Source organism: Acinetobacter sp. 1124_18A, assembly GCF_052824995.1.
The window spans coordinates 271,301-292,794 of sequence record NZ_VTDF01000003.1 but is presented as its reverse complement, the minus strand read 5'-3'; the positions used below and the strand labels follow the sequence as shown (position 1 = coordinate 292,794).

16 protein-coding genes are annotated in these 21,494 nt (G+C 39.0%); 10 read left to right on the top strand and 6 right to left on the bottom strand.

Translation table 11 applies throughout. The annotated features are described in order from the left end of the window. Positions 1–54: 54 nt before the first annotated feature. Positions 55–3,552: a hybrid sensor histidine kinase/response regulator gene (locus tag FY048_RS09075; RefSeq protein WP_446090907.1), complete on the bottom strand. Its 3,498-nt coding sequence runs from the start codon at positions 3,550–3,552 to the stop codon at positions 55–57. Between the two features lie 181 nt (positions 3,553–3,733). Between FY048_RS09075 and FY048_RS09070 the strand changes: the two genes are divergently transcribed. The 4 genes from FY048_RS09070 (at position 3,734) to FY048_RS09055 (ending at position 8,781) form a co-directional block, all read left to right on the top strand. Continuing rightward, positions 3,734–4,066 (top strand): DUF485 domain-containing protein, encoded by a 333-nt coding sequence (locus FY048_RS09070; protein ID WP_446090906.1) that lies wholly within the window; start codon positions 3,734–3,736, stop codon positions 4,064–4,066. A gap of 1 nt (position 4,067) precedes the next feature. Further along, positions 4,068–5,783, top strand: a complete 1,716-nt coding sequence (locus FY048_RS09065) for a cation acetate symporter (RefSeq protein ID WP_446090905.1) — start codon at positions 4,068–4,070, stop codon at positions 5,781–5,783. Positions 5,784–5,953: 170 nt separating this feature from the next. Next, a complete protein-coding gene (locus FY048_RS09060) occupies positions 5,954–6,646 on the top strand; it encodes an ion channel (RefSeq protein WP_003654029.1) in 693 nt (230 codons plus the stop codon). A 167-nt stretch (positions 6,647–6,813) separates the two neighbouring features. After that, positions 6,814–8,781: a BCCT family transporter gene (locus FY048_RS09055; RefSeq protein WP_446090904.1), complete on the top strand. Its 1,968-nt coding sequence runs from the start codon at positions 6,814–6,816 to the stop codon at positions 8,779–8,781. Between the two features lie 60 nt (positions 8,782–8,841). Here the strand turns inward: FY048_RS09055 and omp33-36 are convergent, their stop codons facing one another. Continuing rightward, positions 8,842–9,750 (bottom strand): porin Omp33-36, encoded by a 909-nt coding sequence (omp33-36, locus tag FY048_RS09050; protein ID WP_005038066.1) that lies wholly within the window; start codon positions 9,748–9,750, stop codon positions 8,842–8,844. 1,007 nt (positions 9,751–10,757) lie between these two features. On the opposite strand from omp33-36, the gene FY048_RS09045 reads away from it, so the two are divergent. Together FY048_RS09045 and FY048_RS09040 are read left to right on the top strand one after the other, a co-directional pair. After that, positions 10,758–12,467, top strand: coding sequence for a GGDEF domain-containing protein (locus FY048_RS09045; RefSeq protein ID WP_446090903.1), 1,710 nt, complete (start codon positions 10,758–10,760; stop codon positions 12,465–12,467). 254 nt (positions 12,468–12,721) lie between these two features. Continuing rightward, entirely contained in the window at positions 12,722–13,678 is a 957-nt protein-coding gene (locus FY048_RS09040) for a helix-turn-helix domain-containing protein (protein WP_446090902.1), read from the top strand. A gap of 48 nt (positions 13,679–13,726) precedes the next feature. Here the strand turns inward: FY048_RS09040 and uvrA are convergent, their stop codons facing one another. Continuing rightward, on the bottom strand, positions 13,727–16,558 hold the full coding sequence (uvrA, locus tag FY048_RS09035; protein WP_446090901.1) for an excinuclease ABC subunit UvrA: 2,832 nt from the start codon (positions 16,556–16,558) through the stop codon (positions 13,727–13,729). Positions 16,559–16,853: 295 nt separating this feature from the next. Between uvrA and FY048_RS09030 the strand changes: the two genes are divergently transcribed. The 4 genes from FY048_RS09030 (at position 16,854) to FY048_RS09015 (ending at position 19,250) form a co-directional block, all read left to right on the top strand. Next, positions 16,854–17,456 carry a TetR/AcrR family transcriptional regulator gene (locus FY048_RS09030; RefSeq protein WP_132070575.1) on the top strand — a complete coding sequence of 201 codons (603 nt, stop codon included), beginning with the start codon at positions 16,854–16,856 and terminating at the stop codon, positions 17,454–17,456. A gap of 3 nt (positions 17,457–17,459) precedes the next feature. After that, positions 17,460–18,437 carry a zinc-binding dehydrogenase gene (locus tag FY048_RS09025; protein ID WP_209831738.1) on the top strand — a complete coding sequence of 326 codons (978 nt, stop codon included), beginning with the start codon at positions 17,460–17,462 and terminating at the stop codon, positions 18,435–18,437. A 65-nt stretch (positions 18,438–18,502) separates the two neighbouring features. Further along, entirely contained in the window at positions 18,503–18,856 is a 354-nt protein-coding gene (locus tag FY048_RS09020; RefSeq protein ID WP_004639914.1) for a DUF1304 domain-containing protein, read from the top strand. Between the two features lie 52 nt (positions 18,857–18,908). Further along, positions 18,909–19,250, top strand: a complete 342-nt coding sequence (locus tag FY048_RS09015; protein WP_198496636.1) for a GlpM family protein — start codon at positions 18,909–18,911, stop codon at positions 19,248–19,250. A 42-nt stretch (positions 19,251–19,292) separates the two neighbouring features. Here FY048_RS09015 and FY048_RS09010 read toward each other — a convergent pair whose 3' ends face one another. The 3 genes from FY048_RS09010 to tenA form a co-directional block, all read right to left on the bottom strand. Continuing rightward, complete coding sequence (locus FY048_RS09010) at positions 19,293–20,099, bottom strand: SDR family NAD(P)-dependent oxidoreductase (protein ID WP_446090900.1); 807 nt, start codon at positions 20,097–20,099, stop codon at positions 19,293–19,295. Positions 20,100–20,201: 102 nt separating this feature from the next. Continuing rightward, positions 20,202–20,573 carry a MerR family transcriptional regulator gene (locus FY048_RS09005; RefSeq protein WP_446090899.1) on the bottom strand — a complete coding sequence of 124 codons (372 nt, stop codon included), beginning with the start codon at positions 20,571–20,573 and terminating at the stop codon, positions 20,202–20,204. Positions 20,574–20,639: 66 nt separating this feature from the next. After that, positions 20,640–21,314 carry a thiaminase II gene (tenA, locus tag FY048_RS09000; protein WP_446090898.1) on the bottom strand — a complete coding sequence of 225 codons (675 nt, stop codon included), beginning with the start codon at positions 21,312–21,314 and terminating at the stop codon, positions 20,640–20,642. Positions 21,315–21,494 lie beyond the last annotated feature (180 nt).

The following is a 21,494-nucleotide window of genomic DNA, read 5'->3' as shown; positions in this document are numbered from 1 at the left end:
AACTTTTGCCAAAAATCTCTCCCAAACCTATAAAAAGGCTGGGAGATAAAATGTTTAATCTGCCGCGCTGGCAATTTTAAGTCCCGATAACCAAGCTCTTAATGAGGCTGGTTTAAGCGGTTTTTTGAGTAAAACAATGTTCAGTTCTTTCAATTGCTGAGGTAACTCTGGATGAGAGTCCGCTGTAATTAAAGCAACCGGAACATCATGCTGACGATTTTGCAAAATAAAATCGACGCCGAGTTGGTTGTTATTTAAATGCTGATCGATAAGCCAGACCTGAATATTCTCTTTTTGAATAATTTCAAGCGCTTGTTCTGGTTCAGTGGCTTTAAACACTTGATAGCCCCATCGACCTAGTAAACTACTCATTCCCTCTAAAATAGTTTCATCATTGTCTAAACACAAAATTCGATAGGCCTTAGTTTTTAACGGTACAGCTTGTACAGTTGGGGTAATCAATTTTGGCGCTTCTACGACTGGAACTTCAATCATAAAGCAAGAGCCTTTATCGAGCTGCGAATAGACATGAACAGGGTAATTCAACAAGCTTGTCATACGCTGCACAATAGCAAGTCCTAAGCCTAGACCTTGTTCACCCCAAGGCGATAAATGTCCACAACGTTCAAACTCTTGAAACAGTTTAATGCGTTGTTCTTCGGCAATTCCGGGGCCTGTATCCCACACGCCAATACGAATATGACCCGACTTTTGTGCCGAGCGTAGAACGCCGACAATCACTCGCCCTTTGGCTGTATAGCGCAAAGCATTACTCACAAAGTTTTGAATAATACGTCGAATCCACTGTGGATCTGTGTCAATCCAGAACGATACATCGTGAACTTTGAGTGAAATATTTCGCTGAGCAGCAATCGATTTAAACTGTAGTTCAAGATCACTGAGCAAATCATGCAAAGGATAAGGCTGTCTTTTTGGCTGAATGCTACCGCCTTCTAAACGGGCAATATCGAGTAGGGCAGAGAGCATACTTTCTGCACCATACAGCGCACGGTCAAGTTGTTGCAAAGTTTGACGGTCTTCTTCAGTCGCAATGCTTTGTTCAAGAACCGTACTAAAGAGACGAGCAGCATGCATAGGCTGTAATAAGTCATGACTTGCCGCAGCAATAAATCGGCTTTTAGACATATTGGCCATATCAGCTTGTTCACGTGCCAGCTGTTGTTCGGTTAAAGCACCAGCAAGTTGTTGAGTTCGGTCTTTTACGCGGGCTTCGAGTATTGCCTCATTTGTACGGAAAGGAGTAATGTCGGCAAATGTTGTCACAAAGCCTCCACCTGAAATAGGGTTACCACGCATTTGAATAACGCGTCCGTCTTTACGGATTCGTTCAAATTCATGTGCGCTTCCGACTTTCATCCAGTGCAAGCGTTTACGAACATGTTCTTCGACTGAACCGGGGCCGCATTCGCCGCGTTCAGCGTTATAACGAATCAGGTCGGCAATTGGACAACCCACATAGACTAAATCTTTTGGATAACCAAACAGTTTTAAATATTGATTATTCCAAGCCACTAAACACATATTTTTATCAACCACACTCACCCCTTGGGTCATGTGGTCAATCATGGTCATGAGTAGGTTTTGGTTGAAACGTTGCCATTGTGAGGCTTGGTCTAAAATATTCGCGACTTGTCCTAATGCAAGACCATTATTAATCATGGCTGTCGTGAGCAAAGTACGTGCAGAAGCAGCTCCGATAATGCCCGCGAGATATTGCTCCGTGAACCGCCACCACATGCCGTTGGCGATGCTATTTGGGTTAAGTGTGAGATGATTTTGCTCACAAAAGTTTTCAAATGCCTGTGTTGTGGGTTGCTCACCCGTAATTCTTTTAGCAAGGGCGAATAGGTCGCCTACTTTTAAACGTGCGGCATCGTGCGGTAAATAGGTTAAATCGGTAGATGTATGCGGCGATGGCAAGGGTTTAGTTTCATAATAGAAGAAGCTTTCTGCTTGAATTTGCTCAGCCACGCTTGGTCGATAAATTTTTGAAATCCAGATATATAAAAGAATATTTAAACCAAGTGACCAAATAACGCCGTGGGTTAAAGGTGCAAATGATTCAAAACCAAAAAGCGACTCTGGGCGTAATGCATTAATTCCTAAAGGTCCAAAAAGCAAAATACTTTGGGCAGTTTCCTGATAGCTTTCGGGTAAGCTACGCAAAATCGTTGGACACAGTAAAGTATAACTCCACATTAAAAATCCAATGATGAGGCCAGCATATACACCTTGACGACTTCCACCACGCCAGTACAAACCACCAATAAGCGCAGGGGCAAATTGAGCAACAGCACTAAAAGCCAAGAGGCCGAATACTGAAAGCTGATTAATATCATTAAAGAAATGGAAGAATAAAAAGCCAAGTAGCATCACTGCAACAATACTAATGCGGCGGCTAAATTTAAGAACTTTAGGTAAATGTTTATCGTGACGCGAGAGCACTTTAAAACGCCAAAGCGCAGGCATAATTAAGTCGTTACTAAGCATAATAGATAGGGCAACTGACGAAACCAGTAACATGCCTGTTGATGCAGAGAATCCACCTAAAAAAGCCAGTAAAGCCAACCCTTCTTGGTTATAACTCAGGGGCAATGAGAGTACGGCAACATCGGGTACAGTTAAGAACTTCGGTGCTGCATGCAACGCCCAGCTTGCGATCGGAATAATGGCTAAAATCGTTAAAATGAGATAAACCGCAAACCATTTACGCGCACCACGAATATGCTTTTCATCACGTAGCTCGACCACTGCTACATGAAACTGGCGAGGTAAACAGATAATTGCTAAACCTGCCAATAAGGTTTGAATCCAGAATGTTTCAGGCACCCCAAATAGTTGAACTTCCTGAAAGGTTTGGTTCACATCTGATGTGACTTGTGCAAGGTTCGCAGGCGTTTCAAAAATAAAAAATAAAGCAACGCAAATGAGGGCGAATAATTTTACAAAAGATTCAAATGCGACAGCCAACATGAGGCCGCCATGTTGCTCGGTATTGGCAATTTGTCTTGTACCAAAAATCATGGCCAAAATAGCCAGTACACTAGTTAAAAGCAAAACACTATTGGTGGTTGTATGGATATGAGCATTCTGTTCCATAATGACAGAAGTACTTAATGCAATCGCACGTAACTGTAAGGCCAGATAGGGAATAATCGCGATTACAGCCAAAATGGTGACCAGTGATGCCAATACCCCACTTTTCCCATAACGTGCCGCAACAAAGTCGGCAATTGATGAAATGGCATGGTGCTGACGTACCCGACCTAAACGTCGCCAAATGTCATAGCCAAACCAGACAAATAAAAGAGGGCCTAAATAAATAGGCAAGAAAATGACGCCTTCCCGAACAGCTGCTCCAGTTGCGCCATAAAATGTCCATGATGAACAGTAAACGCCGAGCGTTAAGCTGAACAAGAACATGCGGCCACGTGTACTCAGACGGCTGGCATGCTTTTCACCAAAAAAAGCACAAACAAATAAGAGTGCTATATAAAGGGTGAGTACCCCAATAATCAGCCAGCTGTTCATATGACTCACATGATTAAAACCTTGTGCCTATCATACCCCAAGCAGAAACAAAGCTATAAATTGATTAAATTTTAACGACCAAAGTCTAAGTTACGAATTACACGTAATTTTGCTAACTTTAATCCTGAGAAACTACTATTAAAAAGTGGCCAAGGCTGGGCACAGGGCAAGGAGTTTGGTTATGGATCAGAACCAAGTAGAACAGATTCTACGCAATCCAAAGTTTCAAAAGATGGTCAAGAAAAAAAGTACATTAAGTTGGACGCTCACAATCATCATGTTAGTTCTTTATGTGGGTTTTATGCTGCTTGTAGGCTACAACAAAGAATTTTTAATGAGTTCGTTTAGTGGTGGTGTAACGACATGGGGAATCCCGCTAGGTTTAGGAATTATCGTTTTATCTTTCCTACTATGTGGCGTGTATTCTTTTATCGCAAATAGGACCCTTGACCAGTTGAGTGAAGAAGCGTTGAAGGAAGTTGAAGCCATCACGCATGAGAAAGGACTACACTAATATGAAATGGAATTCATTAAAGGCGAAAGCTTTATTAGCAGCAGCATCGCTATATTCAACAGTGGCTATGGCGAGTCCAGATCTGGGTGAAGCTGAACAACAAGCAACCAACTGGCATGCCATTATTATGTTTGTTATTTTTGTTGGTTTCACTTTATTCATTACGAAGTGGGCTGCGAAGCAAACTCAATCAACACAAGATTTCTATACAGCAGGTGGCGGCATCAGCGGTTTCCAGAATGGTCTGGCAATTGCGGGTGACTATATGTCTGCTGCATCTTTCCTTGGTATTTCTGCACTTGTGTTTAGTTCGGGCTTTGATGGTTTACTTTACTCGCTTGGGTTCATGGTAGGTTGGCCAATCGTTTTATTCTTGGTTGCAGAACGTTTACGTAACCTTGGTAAATATAACCTTTCAGATGTGGTCTCATTCCGTCTTGAAGAAAAACCGGTACGTACTTTAGCTGCAATCAGTTCACTTGTTGTTGTGGCATTCTATTTGATTGCTCAAATGGTAGGTGCGGGTCAGCTCATCAAATTACTGTTTGGTTTGAACTACAACATTGCGGTCGTCATCGTTGGTCTATTGATGATGGCATACGTAATCTTTGGTGGCATGTTGGCAACGACATGGGTACAAATTATCAAAGCGGTCATGTTACTCAGTGGCGCAACCTTCATGGCATTCATGGTGATGAAAGCAGTCGGTTTCAGCTTCAGCAATATGTTTACCCAATCAATTGAAGTTTTCAGTAAAGTACACGATATCAGCTTGACCGATGCTGCAAAAATCATGGGGCCAGGTAAACTTGCCGCAAATCCGATTGATGCCTTGTCTCTTGGTTTGGCATTAATGTTTGGTACAGCAGGTCTTCCACACATCCTTATGCGTTTCTTCACTGTAAAAGATGCAAAAGAAGCGCGTAAATCGGTTGTGGTTGCAACAGGTTTCATTGGTTACTTCTACCTTTTAACTTTCATTATTGGTTTCGGTGCGATCCTTTTCGTATCAAATAATCCGCAATTCCTTGATGTTGCAAAAATGGCAATGACAGGCAAACTTGAGCTTGTTGGTGGTAACAATATGGCAGCCGTGCATTTAAGTGACGCTTTAGGCGGTGACTTATTCATGGGCTTCATTTCAGCAGTAGCGTTCGCAACTATTCTTGCTGTTGTTGCTGGTTTAACACTTTCAGGTGCATCTGCAATCTCTCATGACTTATACGCTAACGTATTCAAAAAAGGTCAAACTACCCCAGCTTCAGAGCTTCGCATGTCAAAAATTGCGACACTTGGTTTAGCTATTTTTGCCATGATTTTGGGTATTTTATTTGAAAAGCAAAACGTGGCATTCATGGTAGGCTTGGCATTCTCTGTAGCTTGCTGTGCAAACTTCCCAGTTCTTGTTCTTTCAATGTTCTGGAAAGGTTTAACGACTCGTGGCGCAGTTATTGGTGGTGTGGTTGGTCTTGTAACAGCAGTAGTACTCATTATTCTGTCTAAAGCAGTTTGGGTAGATACTTTAAAAATCTCTGATACACCAATCAATCCATTCAATGGCCCTGCATTATTCGCTATGCCGTTGTCATTCCTTTGCTGTTGGTTGTTCTCGGTTACCGATAACTCTGCACGTGCTAAAAAAGAGCGTGCTGCTTTCGATGCTCAATATGTTCGTTCAATGACAGGTATTGGGGCATCTGGTGCATCAGACCACTAAGATCAAATTGTTAGTTAATCCTTAAAAAAAGCCCTACGGGGCTTTTTTTATACTTATTTAATTTTCAATTTAGGGCTTAGATATTAATAAAGAACAACTTGTTTGCCTTGTTTTGTGTACAGTATGATTTGCTAGACCTCAAAAAGCATAATGAAACAAGGAAAATAATAATGCGATCTATCATCGAGTTCTGGGCGAGCTTTCGATTGCTACCTTCCGCATGGTTGCTGCTTGTGCAATTTATCTTACTCATTTTGGCTATGCTGACTTTTCATGATGTATTTTACCGCACCCTAACATGGGCTTTAGGAGTGCTGGCCTTACTCATTATTGCCAAGGTTATTCGTCAAACTCCAATGTTTACTTTTCTTGGGTTAACATTTGTGAGTGGGGCGATTATATCCTCGGTATTTATTTTATTGGGTTATGGCAATTTATACGTTCAGGTTTTTGCACATGGCTGTGAAGCGCTAGCCTACTTTTCAGCAGCTTATGGCTTATTTCGTTATATGTTTGCCGATCAGTATTTAACAAGAGACGAGTTGTTTGCGGCAGCAGCGGTTTTTACGCTTATTGCTTGGGGTTTTGCATTTTTATATAACATTTGTCAGCTTATTCTTCCGTCTAGCTTTCAAAATCCAAATAACGTTCACCATTTACAGACGTGGTTAGATCTATTATTTCTCAGCTTTAGCTTGCAATCGGCTACAGGTTTATCTGACTTAATGCCTCTGAGCCCACCAGCGCGCGTTTTAGCCATGCTGCAAATGTTCTGTGGAGTCATGTATTTGGCTTTAATCGTAACTCGATTAATTGCTTTACAATATATTACCCACCTCCCTAAAAAAAATTCAGATAAATAATGGAGGAGGTGTTTTAATTTATTTACACCTTTGTAACTGCAATATTCTTTAAGTTTATTTAGAGTGTTATCGGCTTTCTCTATTGAAAGCCCTAGCTTTGTTCATTCTATGAATATCTTATCGGCATTTAAGCCTGTCACTTGTCATTAAAATAACATGGAGGATTTATGCCTTCCAAACAGTCCGGTTGGTTCGCAAACGTTAATCCTAACGTATTTTTTGGTACGGTCATTATTATTGCTTTGTTTTTAGCAGTAGTGGTGATTGCTCCGAGTTCTTTTGAGCTTCTAACGCAACAATTAAAACAATGGATCACTGATTCATTTAGCTGGTTTTATGTTTTATCTGTTGCTTTCTTTCTCATCTTATTGATTTATATCGCCTGTTCATCGATTGGACGTATTAAATTAGGGCCTGATCATAGCCAGCCTGATTATAATAATGGGTCCTGGTTCGCCATGCTGTTTACAGCAGGGATGGGGATTGGTTTGATGTTCTTCGGTGTTGCTGAACCCGTCATGCATTACGTTAACCCCCCAAGTGGTGAGGCTCAAACGATTGATGCAGCACAGCAAGCACTAAGAGTAACCTTTTTCCACTGGGGGTTACATGCGTGGGCGATTTACGCTGTAGTCGGACTGGCTTTAGCTTATTTTGCCTATAGACATAATTTACCTTTGAAGACCCGTTCCGCACTTTATCCTCTGATTGGAAAAAAGATTTATGGCCCATTGGGCGATAGCATTGATATTTTTGCAACGATTGGAACCGTATTTGGTGTCGCGACATCTCTTGGTTTTGGGGTAACCCAGATCAATTCTGGTTTGCATTATTTATTTGGTGTAGAGCAAAGTACTCATGTTCAAGTTCTACTCATTATTTTTGTGAGTATTTTGGCCTCTTTATCCGTATTTTTAGGTCTGGATAAAGGTGTAAAACGTTTATCAGAAATAAACTTAGTTCTTGCTGTAATTCTATTAGTATTTATTTTTATTGCTGGCCCAAGCATTTATTTACTTCAAACCACTATTCAAAACACTGGGCAATATCTCTCTAACCTTTTTACCATGACGTTCAATTTATATGCCTATCAGCCAAATGGATGGATTGGGGGCTGGACGATCTTGTATTGGGCTTGGTGGATTTCTTGGTCGCCATTTGTGGGAATGTTTATTGCCCGCGTGTCACGTGGTCGTACCATTCGAGAATTTATTGTTGGAGTTTTGCTTATCCCAACAGGCTTTACCATTATTTGGATGGGCTTTTTAGGAAATGCTGCATTATTTAGCATTATCCATGAGCATCAAACCACCTTAATTCAGGCGGTTCAACAAGATTCATCAGTCGCATTATTTGAATTTCTAAATCATTTACCTTTCTCTGGGGTAATGAATGTCTTGGCAACTGTTTTAGTAGTTTTATTTTTTGTGACCTCGGCCGACTCAGGTGCATTAGTCACCGACTATTTAACTGCAAAAACAGAAAACTCACCGACTTGGCAACGTCTGTTCTGGACAGTGCTTATGGCTGTACTCGCCATTATTTTATTATTGGTGGGTGGGTTGGCTGCACTTCAGTCCTCAATCATTATGAGTGCATTACCATTTACTGTCGTCATGCTGTTAATGAGTTGGGGATTAATCAAAGCATTGCATCTTGATGTCACTAAAATGACTGCTATCCAAGAAGCACGAATCACACCGCGTGCTATTCATAATCCACGAAGCTGGCAACAGCGTCTAGGATTAATCATGCACTATCCTCATAGTGAAGACGAAGTAAAGCAATATATTGAAAATCAGGTAAGCCGTGCTTTTGAAAATATTAAGCATGAATTGAAACGCCGTCATTTAGAAGTTTCAATTACTCAGCTTGAAGATGGTATGCAGCTTAGGGTAGACCATCACAATGAAATTAATTTTATTTATAAAGTTGTTTCACGTGAAACATTGCCACCAAGTTTTCTTATGGGGCGTATAGAAGCAGAAGATGGGCAATATTTCCAAGCTGAAGTTTTCTTAAGAGAGGGTGGTCAGAACTATGATGTAATGGATTGGACGCAAGAAGATTTAATTCAAGACATTATTGATCAGTACGAACGTCATCTGTATTTCTTAAATATTGTGCGGAGCTGATATTTAGGTGTAAAAAAAGGACTCAATTGAGTCCTTTTTTAATTCGATTTCTAAATTAAATTAGAAACGGAATTTAGTATTTAAGCCGATAGTTTGTGTATCGTAGCTAGTAGACGCATTTTTAACGTCAGCTTTCATGTACGATGCACCAACTGCTAAAGCAGGAGTAATGAAGTAGTTTACGTTACCACCCCAAGCTTGACGGAATTCACCAAGGTCATTACCTTTGATGTCAGCTACGCCATCGTTACCCACGAAAGATGCGCCAACACTTAACTTAGGAGTTAAGTAAAGGTCAGTTTTTAAACCGTATTGGTTTTCTTCACCGAAAGCACCAGCAGCTTCAAAACCAATTGCCATGTTAGTTCCATCGATTGGACCTACATATTTAGCACGTGCAGTAATAGCATCTTGGTCATTTTGGATCGCAGCAGTTTGGTTTACAGCAGAGTAGATACCGTTGCTGATGATGCCAAAGTTGTCTAAAGCGAATTGGTTAGCAACACTTGTATAACCAACAGTCATCAAGAAGTTAGGTAACAACATAGCACCAACTTCTAATGCATAACGGTCACCGTTGTCATCTTTAGAGAAGTTGTTTTTACCATCAACATCAGTGTGGTTGTAAGTTGCACTAGCATATACAGGAAGGTAAGGAGTAGGAACGTAAGCCTCACCTTTAACGCCGTATGTACCAACGTGGTAGTTTAAACCATTGTTTTGGTCATACTGCTGGTAGCTATAACCTAAAGATACGCTAGAAGCTTGATTCAAGAAAGCTGCTTCAGCTAATGGACCTTTAGCGGTATCAACATTTTTTAAATAGAATGTACCAGCAACGTCACCAGTGAAGTTTTTATCGTTTGCAGTTGTGTCAACATATTCAGATTGACCTTGAACTTCAAATTGATAAGCATGAGCACCGGTCATGGCTAATAATACAGCAGTGGCTAAACCAAGTTTTTTCATAATCATTTCCAGCAATAACAAGAGATAAAGCTGGGGTCATTGTATTGTAACAATTTATGAAGTCAATAATGAAAAAAAGGAATGTTAAAGATATTTGACACTTATGTTAAAATTGGTGAAAAACTAATCAAATGAAAAGTAAATTGTCAACCTGATAAAAAAATGAACATTTACAAGAGGCTAATAATTATATTTCATAGGGAATTTAGAAATAAATGTTTAAAAGTTATTACAATTATTATTGGAAAAACAGATTATATTAATCGGTTTTAACATTAACAAAAGTATAATATTGTTTACAATGCGAATAAAAAACCATCAATTTATTATCGAATTTGTAATATTTTGAGGAATAGTTAACAATATTTCGATTAGTTTAACTAAAAAATTTAACTATTTTTAATTATTATATAAGTGAATAAAATAAAAGAAATCTCTATTTTAAGTTGAAAAATCGATTAAATTTTGAATTCTGATTAATTTAATCGACTTTACAAAAGTAGAGATAAGTCACATAATTCAATTGCAAAGTTCACTACCTAACGTTTTTAGGGTTTAAAGTGCTTTCCCAGATACGATGTGCGTAACACATCAGATTTTACGAGCTCAGCTTTCCCCAAGGTTGAGCTTTTTTTTATCTATAAGAAAATCTTAAAATTATAATAATAATTACATGAAATTTATTTAAAAAAATATTAGGCCAAAAAGAACCCAGCTTAAAGCTGGGTAGTGGATGCTGGGAGAAGTGCATCCAAGAGGATATTTAAATATGTTTTACTATCATCACTAAATTTCTTTCATCTGTAAAATAGAGTTTTTTTATAAAAAACATTCAATTTTTCGATACTAGTTATTTAAGCTTACTAAAATGTAGAAGCCGTATAATTATTAAAAGAGAAATGAAGGTTTTATTGATGAAATTCTAGTTATTAAAATGCTAGGATGAATTTAAGCCTAATTTATATCGTAGTAAAAATGGCAGGACATTTACGGAGTACCAGCTAGAAATGTCAGGGTTACGTTCAGAGCATATTAGTAATCGACTGTTCTTTTTTATGCTGGTTATTATTTTGTCCTTATTATTCATGGCGATTCCCCTCATTGTGGGAAGCTATCAGGATTATATAAAAACTAGACAAGCCTTAGCCGAAATAAAAAGTTTAAGAGCTGTAGCCGATATTGCCTATAAAATTTCTAAGGAGCGTGCTCCAGCTAATAAAATGATGTCGAGCAGTCCTCATGATTTATTAAAGAATCAGCAAGAATTAAAAAAATTTCGTTTAATTGTTGATGCGCAAATTGATACAAGTATCCTTATCTTACAACAAGCAGGTTATGTTTCATTAGCAAATGAGCTGCAAACCAACTTCAAAGAAAATCTTAGACAAGCTCGGCATGTAGTCGACTACTATGGTGAAATTCCATATGGAGCACGAACTTCCGTCCAAATGGATAATGCTATTTTAGGGATGTTTGGAGCATGGGATAATTGTAGGGAAATACTGCAAAAACTGATGTTGCAGCTAAAAAGTAAAGATAGCCGTATTTCTAATTACTTTACACTCATTATCGTTCTGACGGACATGCGTGATCAAGCGGGACGGATGGCATCTAATATTATTGCTCCTGTGAGCTTTAATGAAGAAATTCCAAGTAATAATCGCGCACGCTCTCTACAAACTCAGCATCAATCTAGATATTTATGGATTTTGGTTGATACCTTGCAACCTGAACAGGCAAAGACCCCTGAATACCGTCGGTTATATGCCCGAGTGAAATCAGAATTTATAGATAAGGGTATTCCGATTGTACAAAACCTATTAGAAGAAAGCCAAAAAGGGGAGCCATATGATTTAAATGGCACTCAATTGACAGAAGCAATCGTGGGTAAATTTACCACTGTGGTTGATTTACAAAGTTATATTCTTGATGAAAGTGTCGTGATTGCAACTCAAGAAAATGTAATTGCTCGAAATGGTTTTCTTTTAACTTTATTAATATCTTTAATTTCTTTAGCTACAGCGTTACTTACGCTTAATTATGCACAAAGAAGGGTATTTTCTCCTTTAATAAAAGCAAGGACTTTAATTTTAGATTTATCGCGTAGTTCTAATCATTGGACAGATGAGATGAATATGACAACAAAAGGTGAATTTCTTTCCCTTTTTGAAGCGATTGATCGATTACAGCGTATGTTGCAGCAGCGCGATGCTTTTGAATTTCAATTAAAGAATATTGCCAATACAGATCCATTAACTGGTGTGTCCAACCGTCTAGCTTTATCTGAATATTTAAAAATTGTTGAAAGTTACCCTCAAAAATTTACGCAGACCTGTTTAATGATTATAGATATTGATCGTTTTAAACAGGTGAATGATCAATATGGGCATATTGTGGGTGACCATGTCATTGTCAGTATCGCCGAGCAATTAAAGCAAAATATTCGAAGTTCAGATTTAATTGTTCGTTATGGCGGAGATGAGTTTTTAATATTATTAGAACAGGTGCAATTTGTAGATGCCCGTCTTTTAGCAGAGAAAATTCGGATTGCGATTTCCTTAGAAGAGATTTGTTTATCTGGTTCAGATGAAAAATTGCATGTGTCTGTAAGTATCGGGTTTGCTATAGGTGCGGCGAGTTGGATAGAGCTTTTAGAGAAAGCTGATCGTTCACTATTAAGAGCTAAGGCCCGAGGTCGGAATGCAGTTGAGGGGTAAGGTCTTATTACTATTTCATAAAAGAATTTATATAACTTAATTTGTGTATGCAGATTTCCTTACCTTACCATTAGAATTCAAAACTCTGTTTTTTAATAATATTTTCAATTAATTATTTGGTTTTCTTTTAATTTTATCTTATGAAATATTCTATCCATTTTTATAGTTGAATTTTTGAATTTGTTTTCAGTGGGTTGACATGGTTTTAAATGGGGTATAACTTTTTGTATAATTTATACGTATAACTTTTAACAATGAAATTATCTGCTTTAAAAAAAGTTCGTCTAGCAAACATGATGACTCAAACTGCAGTTGCAAAAGCTATGGGAGTCAGCCAACCTAATTATCAACGTTGGGAATCTGGAGCTGCCTCTATTCCTAAGAGTAAGCAAGCAAAATTAGCGAAAATTCTAAATTCAACTGTAGATGAAATACTTGGTAATCCTCGACCTTTTGATAATTTAGGAATTCATGATGAGATTAGTGATGAAAATACATATTTTGGAGAAATAGCATTTCATTTCAGATCTGGAAAAGGGCTTTTATTCCCAATTACTGAGGCTGAAAGATCTAGACTACACTATCGATTGAATAGTAAAGGCGACTTTATAGTTGTTGAATCTCTAGATAATAGAATCGCCTTTATTCGTCGAGCTTCAATACAAGATGTTTATCTCTCAAGTGAAGCATTTGATACTTTTGGTCCTGAAAAATATAAAGATTGGTTAGGATTGGATAGAATTGAAGATGAGGAATGGCTGGTTATAGAGAATATTGAGTGTTTAGAGTATGTAACAGATCTAATAAGTGAAGAAAAAGTAAAAAACTATGTAAAGAAAATACTTTTAACCGAAGAAGAGTTAGATGCATTAATTGAACAAGATCATATAAAGAAGGAAGATAGGGAAAAGGTTAAAAGAGATGCATCTAAACAATTAAAAAAATTGTATGCCAGAGCAACAGAAATTCAATGGCAATTTACTAATGGAAAAATAAGAAGAGAGCCGATGTTTGAGGATCGCAAGTTGTATGAGGCTTTTTCCTGTCTTGAAATAGATCCAGAAGATGCAGACGAAATTATCTATTTACCTACAGAGGGATATCATAGGACAATTTTTATAAATATTTTAGAATTAGATTATATTTTTATTCCCGCACATAAATTTAATTATGGTCGTTTAGAGAGTTTAGAAGAAGAATTAGGTGAATAATAATCAGGCTAGAGGTCATTTAACCTTCTAGCCTAATTTAATTAAACTTTATTTAAGCATCGGTTTTAAGAAGCGCCCAGTGTGGGAAATCTCAACCTCGGCCACTTGTTCAGGTGTACCTTCAGCAATGATCATGCCACCGCCTGAACCACCTTCAGGACCTAAGTCGACAACCCAATCCGCTGTTTTAATGACATCAAGGTTATGTTCAATCACCACAATGGTATTACCCTTGTTACGTAGCTCATGCAAAATGTCGAGTAACTTAGCAATATCGTGGAAATGTAGACCTGTTGTTGGTTCATCCAAGATATATAAAGTTTTACCCGTATCTCGTTTAGCTAACTCACGTGCGAGTTTTACACGCTGTGCTTCACCACCAGAGAGCGTGGTTGCAGCTTGACCTAAACGAATATAGCCTAAGCCCACCTGAGTTAAGGTTTCTAAACGGCGATGGATGACTGGAATTGCACTAAAGAATTCAGCAGCATCTTCAACAGTCATTTCTAAAACATCAGAAATGTTTTTGCCTTTATAGCCGACTTCAAGCGTTTCACGGTTATAACGTTTGCCATGACACGCATCGCAAGGCACATACATGTCTGGTAAAAAATGCATTGCAACTTTAATCATGCCGTCGCCTTCACAGGCTTCACAGCGGCCACCTTTCACGTTAAACGAGAAACGACCAGCACTATAACCACGCGCTTTTGCCTCTGGCGTTTGAGAAAATAACTCACGGATTGGCGTAAATAAGCCTGTATACGTTGCAGGATTAGAGCGTGGTGTACGTCCAATCGGGCTTTGGTCAATATCAACGACTTTATCTAGGTGTTGAAGACCATCAATTGAATCAAACTTCTCGGCTGTTAATGTCGTTGCACCATTGAGTTGTGTAGCTGCCAATGGAAGCAAAGTACGGTTAATCAGCGTCGATTTTCCTGAACCTGAAACGCCAGTCACACAAGTCATAATGCCGAGTGGAATAGTTAAATCGACATTTTTTAAGTTATGGCCTGCTGCACCTGAAAGTTTGATGAATTCATCTGGACGTGGTGATTGAGTCCGTTGTTTTGGTATCTCAATTTTGCGTTTGCCCGAAAGGTATTGACCTGTGAGTGAGTCAGCATGGTTAGCCAATTCATCATAAGTTCCTTCGGCAATAATCACGCCACCATGTATGCCAGCTCCCGGACCGATATCAATAATATGGTCGGCTGCACGAATTGCATCTTCATCGTGTTCAACAACTAACACCGTATTACCTAAATCACGTAAGCGAATCAGCGTTTGTAATAGGCGATCATTATCGCGTTGATGTAAGCCAATCGATGGTTCATCGAGTACATACATCACACCCATTAAACCTGCACCAATTTGCGAAGCGAGACGAATACGCTGAGCTTCACCACCGGACAAGGTTTCTGCCGAACGAGCGAGGCTGAGATAATTTAAACCGACACTGACGAGGAAATGTAAACGCTCGCGAATCTCTTTAAAGATTTTATCGGCGATTTCACCTTTAGCGCCTTCAAGATTGAGATCTTGATAATAGTTTTCAGCATCACCAATCGACATCTTGGTGATTTGTGCAATGGTCTTATCTTTGACTCGAACGTTGCGTGAAATTTCATTTAGACGTGAACCGTCGCAGGCATCGCAAGCGGCATTCGATAGATATTGGGCTAAATCGTCTCGTACATAGTTACTTTCAGTTTCACGGTAACGACGTTCAAGGTGCGGCAAAATTCCTTCAAAAGGTTGTACGCGCGTGTGTTTGCGGCCACGTTCATCGATATAACTTAAATCGACTTTTTCTTTGCCCGTACCTTGTAAAAATTTCTTTTGAGTATCTTTATCTAACTGGTTCCAAGGCGTATCAAGTTGGAAACCAAAATGGTCGGCAACTTTTTGCAGCATCGAATAATAATATGGACGTTGACGATCCCAACCACGAATTGCACCTTCACTAATCGCAAGCTCAGGATTTGGAATGAGCTTTTCAGAGCTAAAATGACTGCGTGTACCTAAACCATCACAAACAGGGCAGGCACCAAACGGGTTGTTAAATGAAAATAAACGAGGCTCAAGTTCTGCTACAGCTCGATCACATTTAGGACATGAGTGTTTTGCAGAAAAAACGCGGTCTGGGTGTTCGCCATTCATCCATGACAAAACAGCAATATCACCACCTAAACGTAAAGCAGTTTCAAATGATTCGGCAATACGGTTACCTAAATCTTCGCGTACTTTAAAACGGTCAACTACAACTTCAATGGTGTGCTTTTTCTTTTTGTCGAGTTCAGGTGGCGTATCAATATCAATGATTTCGCCATCAACACGCGCACGAACAAAACCTTGGCCTTGTAGCTGTTCGAACAAGTTGCTGTATTCACCTTTACGTTCACGAACTACAGGGGCAAGCAACATCAGTGCTGTGCCTTCTTCAAGTGTTTTTACTGCATCGACCATTTCAGAAACAGTTTGCGCAACCATCGGCAAGTCGTGTTCAGGACAGTAAGGTGTACCGACACGCGCATAGAGCAAGCGTAAATAGTCATAAATTTCGGTAATGGTACCCACGGTTGAACGTGGGTTATGACTGGTAGATTTTTGCTCAATCGCAATCGCTGGAGATAAACCTTCAATCGAGTCTACTTCAGGCTTTTCCATTTGCGATAAAAACTGACGGGCATAGGCCGAAAGTGATTCGACATAGCGGCGTTGTCCTTCGGCGTAAAGGGTATCGAAGGCAAGAGAAGATTTTCCTGAACCTGATAACCCCGTAATTACCACAAATTTATCGCGTGGAATATCGAGAGACACATTTTTTAAATTATGGGTACGTGCGCCTCGAATACGGATATGACTTTGGCTCATAAAACATCTCAATTATGTATTAATGAAAATTTAGGTGTTGATTGATCAGTCTCGTGCAGTGTGACTGGTTATAAACAACAGACCCTATATATGATAACGATTTAAAATTGTTCAAGTGGTACAAAATGATTTAAAGCGACAAATTGTGACGGTTAAACGACAATCGACAAAATTTGTTTAATTAAGCAGGTTGTATTTTTAACATTCCTCTCTTTTGATTTCTACTCTTAGCAAATTTTAATGAGCAACATAATTTTACTAGACGACTGGTCTAATAGTGGAGTATTGTGTATGCATGAAACGACTAAATAAAAGTGAAACCACGCGACAACACATTTTGGATACCAGTTTTGAGCTGGTATTACACAAAGGATTTGTCGGCGTTGGTTTACAAGAAATCTTAAAGGCTTGTGACGTACCTAAAGGTTCGTTCTATCACTACTTTGCTTCGAAAGAGGCGTTTGGCTGTGCGTTGCTAGAGCAATACATGGCTGACTATAAAGTTCGTATGGAACAACTTTGGCAGCACAGTGAACAAAGTGCCCACGCCCGTTTAATGGCGTTATGGCAGGCATGGATTGATGATCCGGTAAATGGTAGCTGGGCTGAAAATTGCCTGATTGTGAAACTGGCAGCCGAAGTTTCCGATTTATCGGAAGACATGCGCCAAATTCTCAATGAAGGTGTGTACAAATTAACGCAGCGTCTGGCTTTGCTACTCAAAGAAGGGCAACAAGAAGGGTCAATTCCAAAACACATTGACCCTTTAAAAACTGCGCAAGTCATGTATCAGTTATGGTTAGGTGCTGCTTTACTCACGAAATTATCGCAAGACAAAGCACATCTACATCTAGCTTTAGAAACTACCCAACAACTCTTAAAACCGATAGAGGAATAAAGCATGCGAAGTATTATCCATGGTAATTTTGGCGAACCTGTAGACGTTTTAGAGCAGGCGGATATGCCAAAGCCAGAACCAAAAGCAGGCGAAGTTCGTATTAAAACAATCATGTCTCCAATCCATAATCATGATGTATGGACGGTACGCGGAAGTTATGGCTACAAGCCTACTTTACCCGCTATTGGTGGTAGTGAAGCCGTTGGTATTGTAGATGCGCTGGGTGAAGGCGTTACTCATGTACAGGTAGGGCAGCGTATTGCAGTTGCGGCTGTGCATGGCAGTTGGGCTGAATACTTTATTGCACCAGCGCAAGGGCTTATTCCACTCAATAATGAAATTGATGATGAAACAGCAGCACAGCTGATTGGTATGCCAATTAGTGCTCTCATGTTATTGGACTTTGTAAATGTTCAACCGGGTCAATGGCTCATTCAAAACACGGCAAATGGTGCAGTAGGTAAAACGGTTGCCATGATTGCACAGGCACGTGGTTTACCAGTGATTAATCTGGTTCGTCGTACTGATGCAATTGCAGAGATGCAAGCTTTAGGCATTCAACATGTTGTAGCAACCGATCAGCCTAACTGGAAAGAGCAAGTTAAACAGCTTCACGGTGACCAACCTTTAATTGCTGGTGTAGACTCGATTGGCGGAAGTGCAAGTGGTGAGATGCTGAACTTGCTTAGTGAAAATAGCCTATTGGTTTCGTTTGGCAGTATGACAGGTGAAACCATGCAAATTTCATCTGGTGATCTCATCTTTAAACAAGCAACTGTAAAAGGTTTCTGGGCGAGTGTGGTCAACAAAGAAATGCCAGCAGAACGTAAAAAAGAGCTTATTGTCGAGTTATTAACGCTAGCAACTCAGAAAAAATTAACTCTGCCTGTTGAAGGTGTATTTAGTTTTGATGAGATTAAAACTGCTGCCCAAAAAGCAACACAAGGTGCTCGTCAAGGCAAAGTATTGTTAAAGCCGTAAAATATTAAAAGATCAGTCGAGAGACTGATCTTTTTTCATATCTTTAAAATAAAAAGGAAAATTGTATGATCGGACAAGTTTTAGTGGGTTTAATTGCAATATTACATGTCTATATTTTAGTGTTAGAGATGTTTTTGTGGGACAAGCCCTATGGCATGAAAGCCTTTGGAAATAATGCAGAAAAAGCAAAACTCACCAAAGTCATGGCACAAAACCAAGGTCTTTATAATGGCTTTTTGGCTGCGGGTTTATTCTGGGCTTTATTTGCAGATGCACCGTTTGCGACATCGATTGCCAACTTCTTTTTAGGTTGCGTGCTCATTGCAGGTATCTATGGTGGACTGACAGCCAGTAAAAAGATTATTTATATTCAGGCAGTTCCTGCACTGATTGCTTTGGTTGCTGTTAATTTTCTCTGAAAAGCGCACAATACAGCGTTTTGATATGGAAATGACCAGATAGGATCAGCGCATGTGGGCGTTATTTTTAAAATGTATGTTGGGGGCTGGGGTTGTTCTCATCATCTCGGTTTTATCGAAAAGTAAGGCATTTTATATTGCAGGTTTAGTCCCGCTTTTTCCTACCTTTGCTTTGATTGCCCATGTGATTGTTTATCAGCAAAAAGGAGCTGAGGCTTTACAGAAAACAGCGCTGTTTGGCCTATGGTCACTTATTCCATATGCCATTTATTTAGTGGCGGTCTATGTACTTGCAACGCGTTTGTCGATGTGGTCATGTCTAGGCTTCGCAACACTGTGTTGGGTAGTTGCCGCGGCAGGTTTAATTTATGGCTGGCAACTATTTCAGCATTAAAAGATTAAGAGATAGCCCTTAATCTTTTAAATTGAACTAGCTTTATGACGGATCGACAACGCGGGTTCTGAGCATCCCTTCAACTAAATTGATCATCTTTTTGCGAGAAAGAATTCGAGGCAGTTGAGACGTTAAATAGTTGCTACAACCTACAACAAGAGTTGGTTTATTCTTATCTAATGCTTTAACCGTTGCAGATACAACATCCTCAACTGTAGAGCTTTTCATACCGCTGGTATCGGCATTAGCGACCTGAGTAAAATTGGTTTCCGTATTGCCCGGACAAACTGCCAAAAATTTAACACCCGAAGATGCATATTCTCCTGCGAGCGCCTCAGTAAATTGTAATACGTAAGATTTACTTGCCCCATAGACGGCAATATAGGGGAGAGGTTGGAATGCTCCTGTAGATGAAATATTAATCATGATGCCTTTTTTGTTAGCAAGCATGTGAGGCAGGAATAAATAACATAAAGACGTTACGCTGCTGATATTCAGCGTGATCATTTCTTGATAGGTAGATACAGATTGATCTAGAAATTTAGTCCATTTTCCAAATCCTGCGTTGTTAATTAAAATTTCTACCGATAATTTTCTAGCTTGCACTTCATCAAATAATATTTGAGCTGAATTCGCTTGAGCTAAATCTAAAACGATAACCTCAACATTTACGTTATATTTTTTTCTAAGTTCATCAGCTAAATCATTCAGCTTTTGTTCGGAGCGTGCAGTCAAAATTAAATGAATGCCTAAAGATGCAAGTTTTTGAGCATAGGCTTTGCCTATTCCTGAAGATGCTCCTGTAATTAATGCTGTTGAATTTTTAAATGTAGAAAGATGAGCGCTCATTTTATTTATCCGTAATAAACGAAGTCATTACGATAAACCTTTACCCTAAGGGCAGAGTCAAGCACTCATTTTGAAAGCTATTTCAAATTTTAATGGGCTGTTTTAAGCTGAAATCTTATTGGTAATATAAGTGTGAATAATCTCATTCTCAAGTTGCTTTAAATCTTCTTGTAAACGCGTTAACGCTTCTTTTTGCTTAATAATTTGTTGATTCTTTTTCTGAATGAGCTGTTGTGCAACTTCTACAGGAAATCGATTATTTTTATATTTTAAAGCTGACAAGTCATACAGTTCTGAAAGGCTAAATCCGACAGCTTGCGCGAGGCGAATCATCTTAACTGATTGAACATCAATCGCTTCATAAATACGATAATTTCCCTTTCTTTTTGCCACAGGTAGCAAGCCTAATTTCTCATAATGCCGAATGGCTTTAGGAGTGGCTCCAGTTAAAGATGCTAATTCGCCGATATACATATCTGTCTCGCATTTTAGTGAAAATCGATCAGAGTATTGAACCATCTGACCGATTCTTTTGAAGTTTTAAATATGATCTAAACCTAACCATTGTCTTTGGTGGTAGGCACTATCCCAAAATAACCACTCAAGTTTTGCACCCATGGTGTACGCGGCATGCATTTTCTCTAAAGTATCTGCATCACAACGTGCTGCAACTTTATCAACTGTCGCAATTACATTGCGAACGGCAGTATGGAACTCTTCGCCTGCATAGGTATCGACCCACGCTTGATAAGGGTTATTAGGTATAGATTTGTTCACAATATCTTTACCGACTTCGGCATAAATCCAGAAGCAGGGTAAAAGTGCAGCCAGTACCACAGGATAGCTCTCAGACCAAGCAGTTGCGGTTAAAAATGAAGTGTAATGATGGCCGGCCAACGTTAATGGCGTATTTTTAAATTCGTCTTTGGTTACGCCAAAATTTTTCATGAAGTCATCATGTAAACTGCGTTCAACCACAATTGCAATTTTAGCTGCATCTGAAAATTGCATGATATCGTCAGCATCAAAAGCCTTTGCTGCTGCAACGGCTAAAACGCGGCCATAGGCCACTAAATATTGAGCATCTTGAATGACATAATGACAAAACGCTTCTTTATCTAAAGTTCCACTGGCAAGTTCCTGATTAAAAGGCAGGTCTAGAATTTTCTGATATAAATTTAAATTACGTTGCCAGAGTTCTTGAGAAAAAAGCATAAAATCATTCCATTTAAAATAAGACAGCTGAACCGGATTTTAAATCAATTTTAAAATACAAAAATAATAATGATAGATATATCGCAAGAAAATATTTAATACGATTAATAAGTTAATTAAAAATTATAAATTTCTTTATTAAACATAGAGATAAAGTAAAGGTAATAACGGCACAAAACA

Coding starts and splice junctions, on each gene's coding strand:
- uvrA (WP_446090901.1), bottom strand. CDS start 16,558: ATGAGCCAAAGTCATATCCGTATTCGAGGCGCACGTACCCATAATTTA.
- FY048_RS09045 (WP_446090903.1), top strand. CDS start 10,758: ATGTCAGGGTTACGTTCAGAGCATATTAGTAATCGACTGTTCTTTTTT.
- FY048_RS09025 (WP_209831738.1), top strand. CDS start 17,460: ATGCGAAGTATTATCCATGGTAATTTTGGCGAACCTGTAGACGTTTTA.
- FY048_RS09015 (WP_198496636.1), top strand. CDS start 18,909: ATGTGGGCGTTATTTTTAAAATGTATGTTGGGGGCTGGGGTTGTTCTC.
- FY048_RS09055 (WP_446090904.1), top strand. CDS start 6,814: ATGCCTTCCAAACAGTCCGGTTGGTTCGCAAACGTTAATCCTAACGTA.
- FY048_RS09065 (WP_446090905.1), top strand. CDS start 4,068: ATGAAATGGAATTCATTAAAGGCGAAAGCTTTATTAGCAGCAGCATCG.
- FY048_RS09040 (WP_446090902.1), top strand. CDS start 12,722: ATGAAATTATCTGCTTTAAAAAAAGTTCGTCTAGCAAACATGATGACT.
- FY048_RS09030 (WP_132070575.1), top strand. CDS start 16,854: ATGAAACGACTAAATAAAAGTGAAACCACGCGACAACACATTTTGGAT.
- FY048_RS09070 (WP_446090906.1), top strand. CDS start 3,734: ATGGATCAGAACCAAGTAGAACAGATTCTACGCAATCCAAAGTTTCAA.
- FY048_RS09005 (WP_446090899.1), bottom strand. CDS start 20,573: ATGTATATCGGCGAATTAGCATCTTTAACTGGAGCCACTCCTAAAGCC.
- FY048_RS09075 (WP_446090907.1), bottom strand. CDS start 3,552: ATGAACAGCTGGCTGATTATTGGGGTACTCACCCTTTATATAGCACTC.
- FY048_RS09060 (WP_003654029.1), top strand. CDS start 5,954: ATGCGATCTATCATCGAGTTCTGGGCGAGCTTTCGATTGCTACCTTCC.
- tenA (WP_446090898.1), bottom strand. CDS start 21,314: ATGCTTTTTTCTCAAGAACTCTGGCAACGTAATTTAAATTTATATCAG.
- FY048_RS09020 (WP_004639914.1), top strand. CDS start 18,503: ATGATCGGACAAGTTTTAGTGGGTTTAATTGCAATATTACATGTCTAT.
- omp33-36 (WP_005038066.1), bottom strand. CDS start 9,750: ATGAAAAAACTTGGTTTAGCCACTGCTGTATTATTAGCCATGACCGGT.
- FY048_RS09010 (WP_446090900.1), bottom strand. CDS start 20,099: ATGAGCGCTCATCTTTCTACATTTAAAAATTCAACAGCATTAATTACA.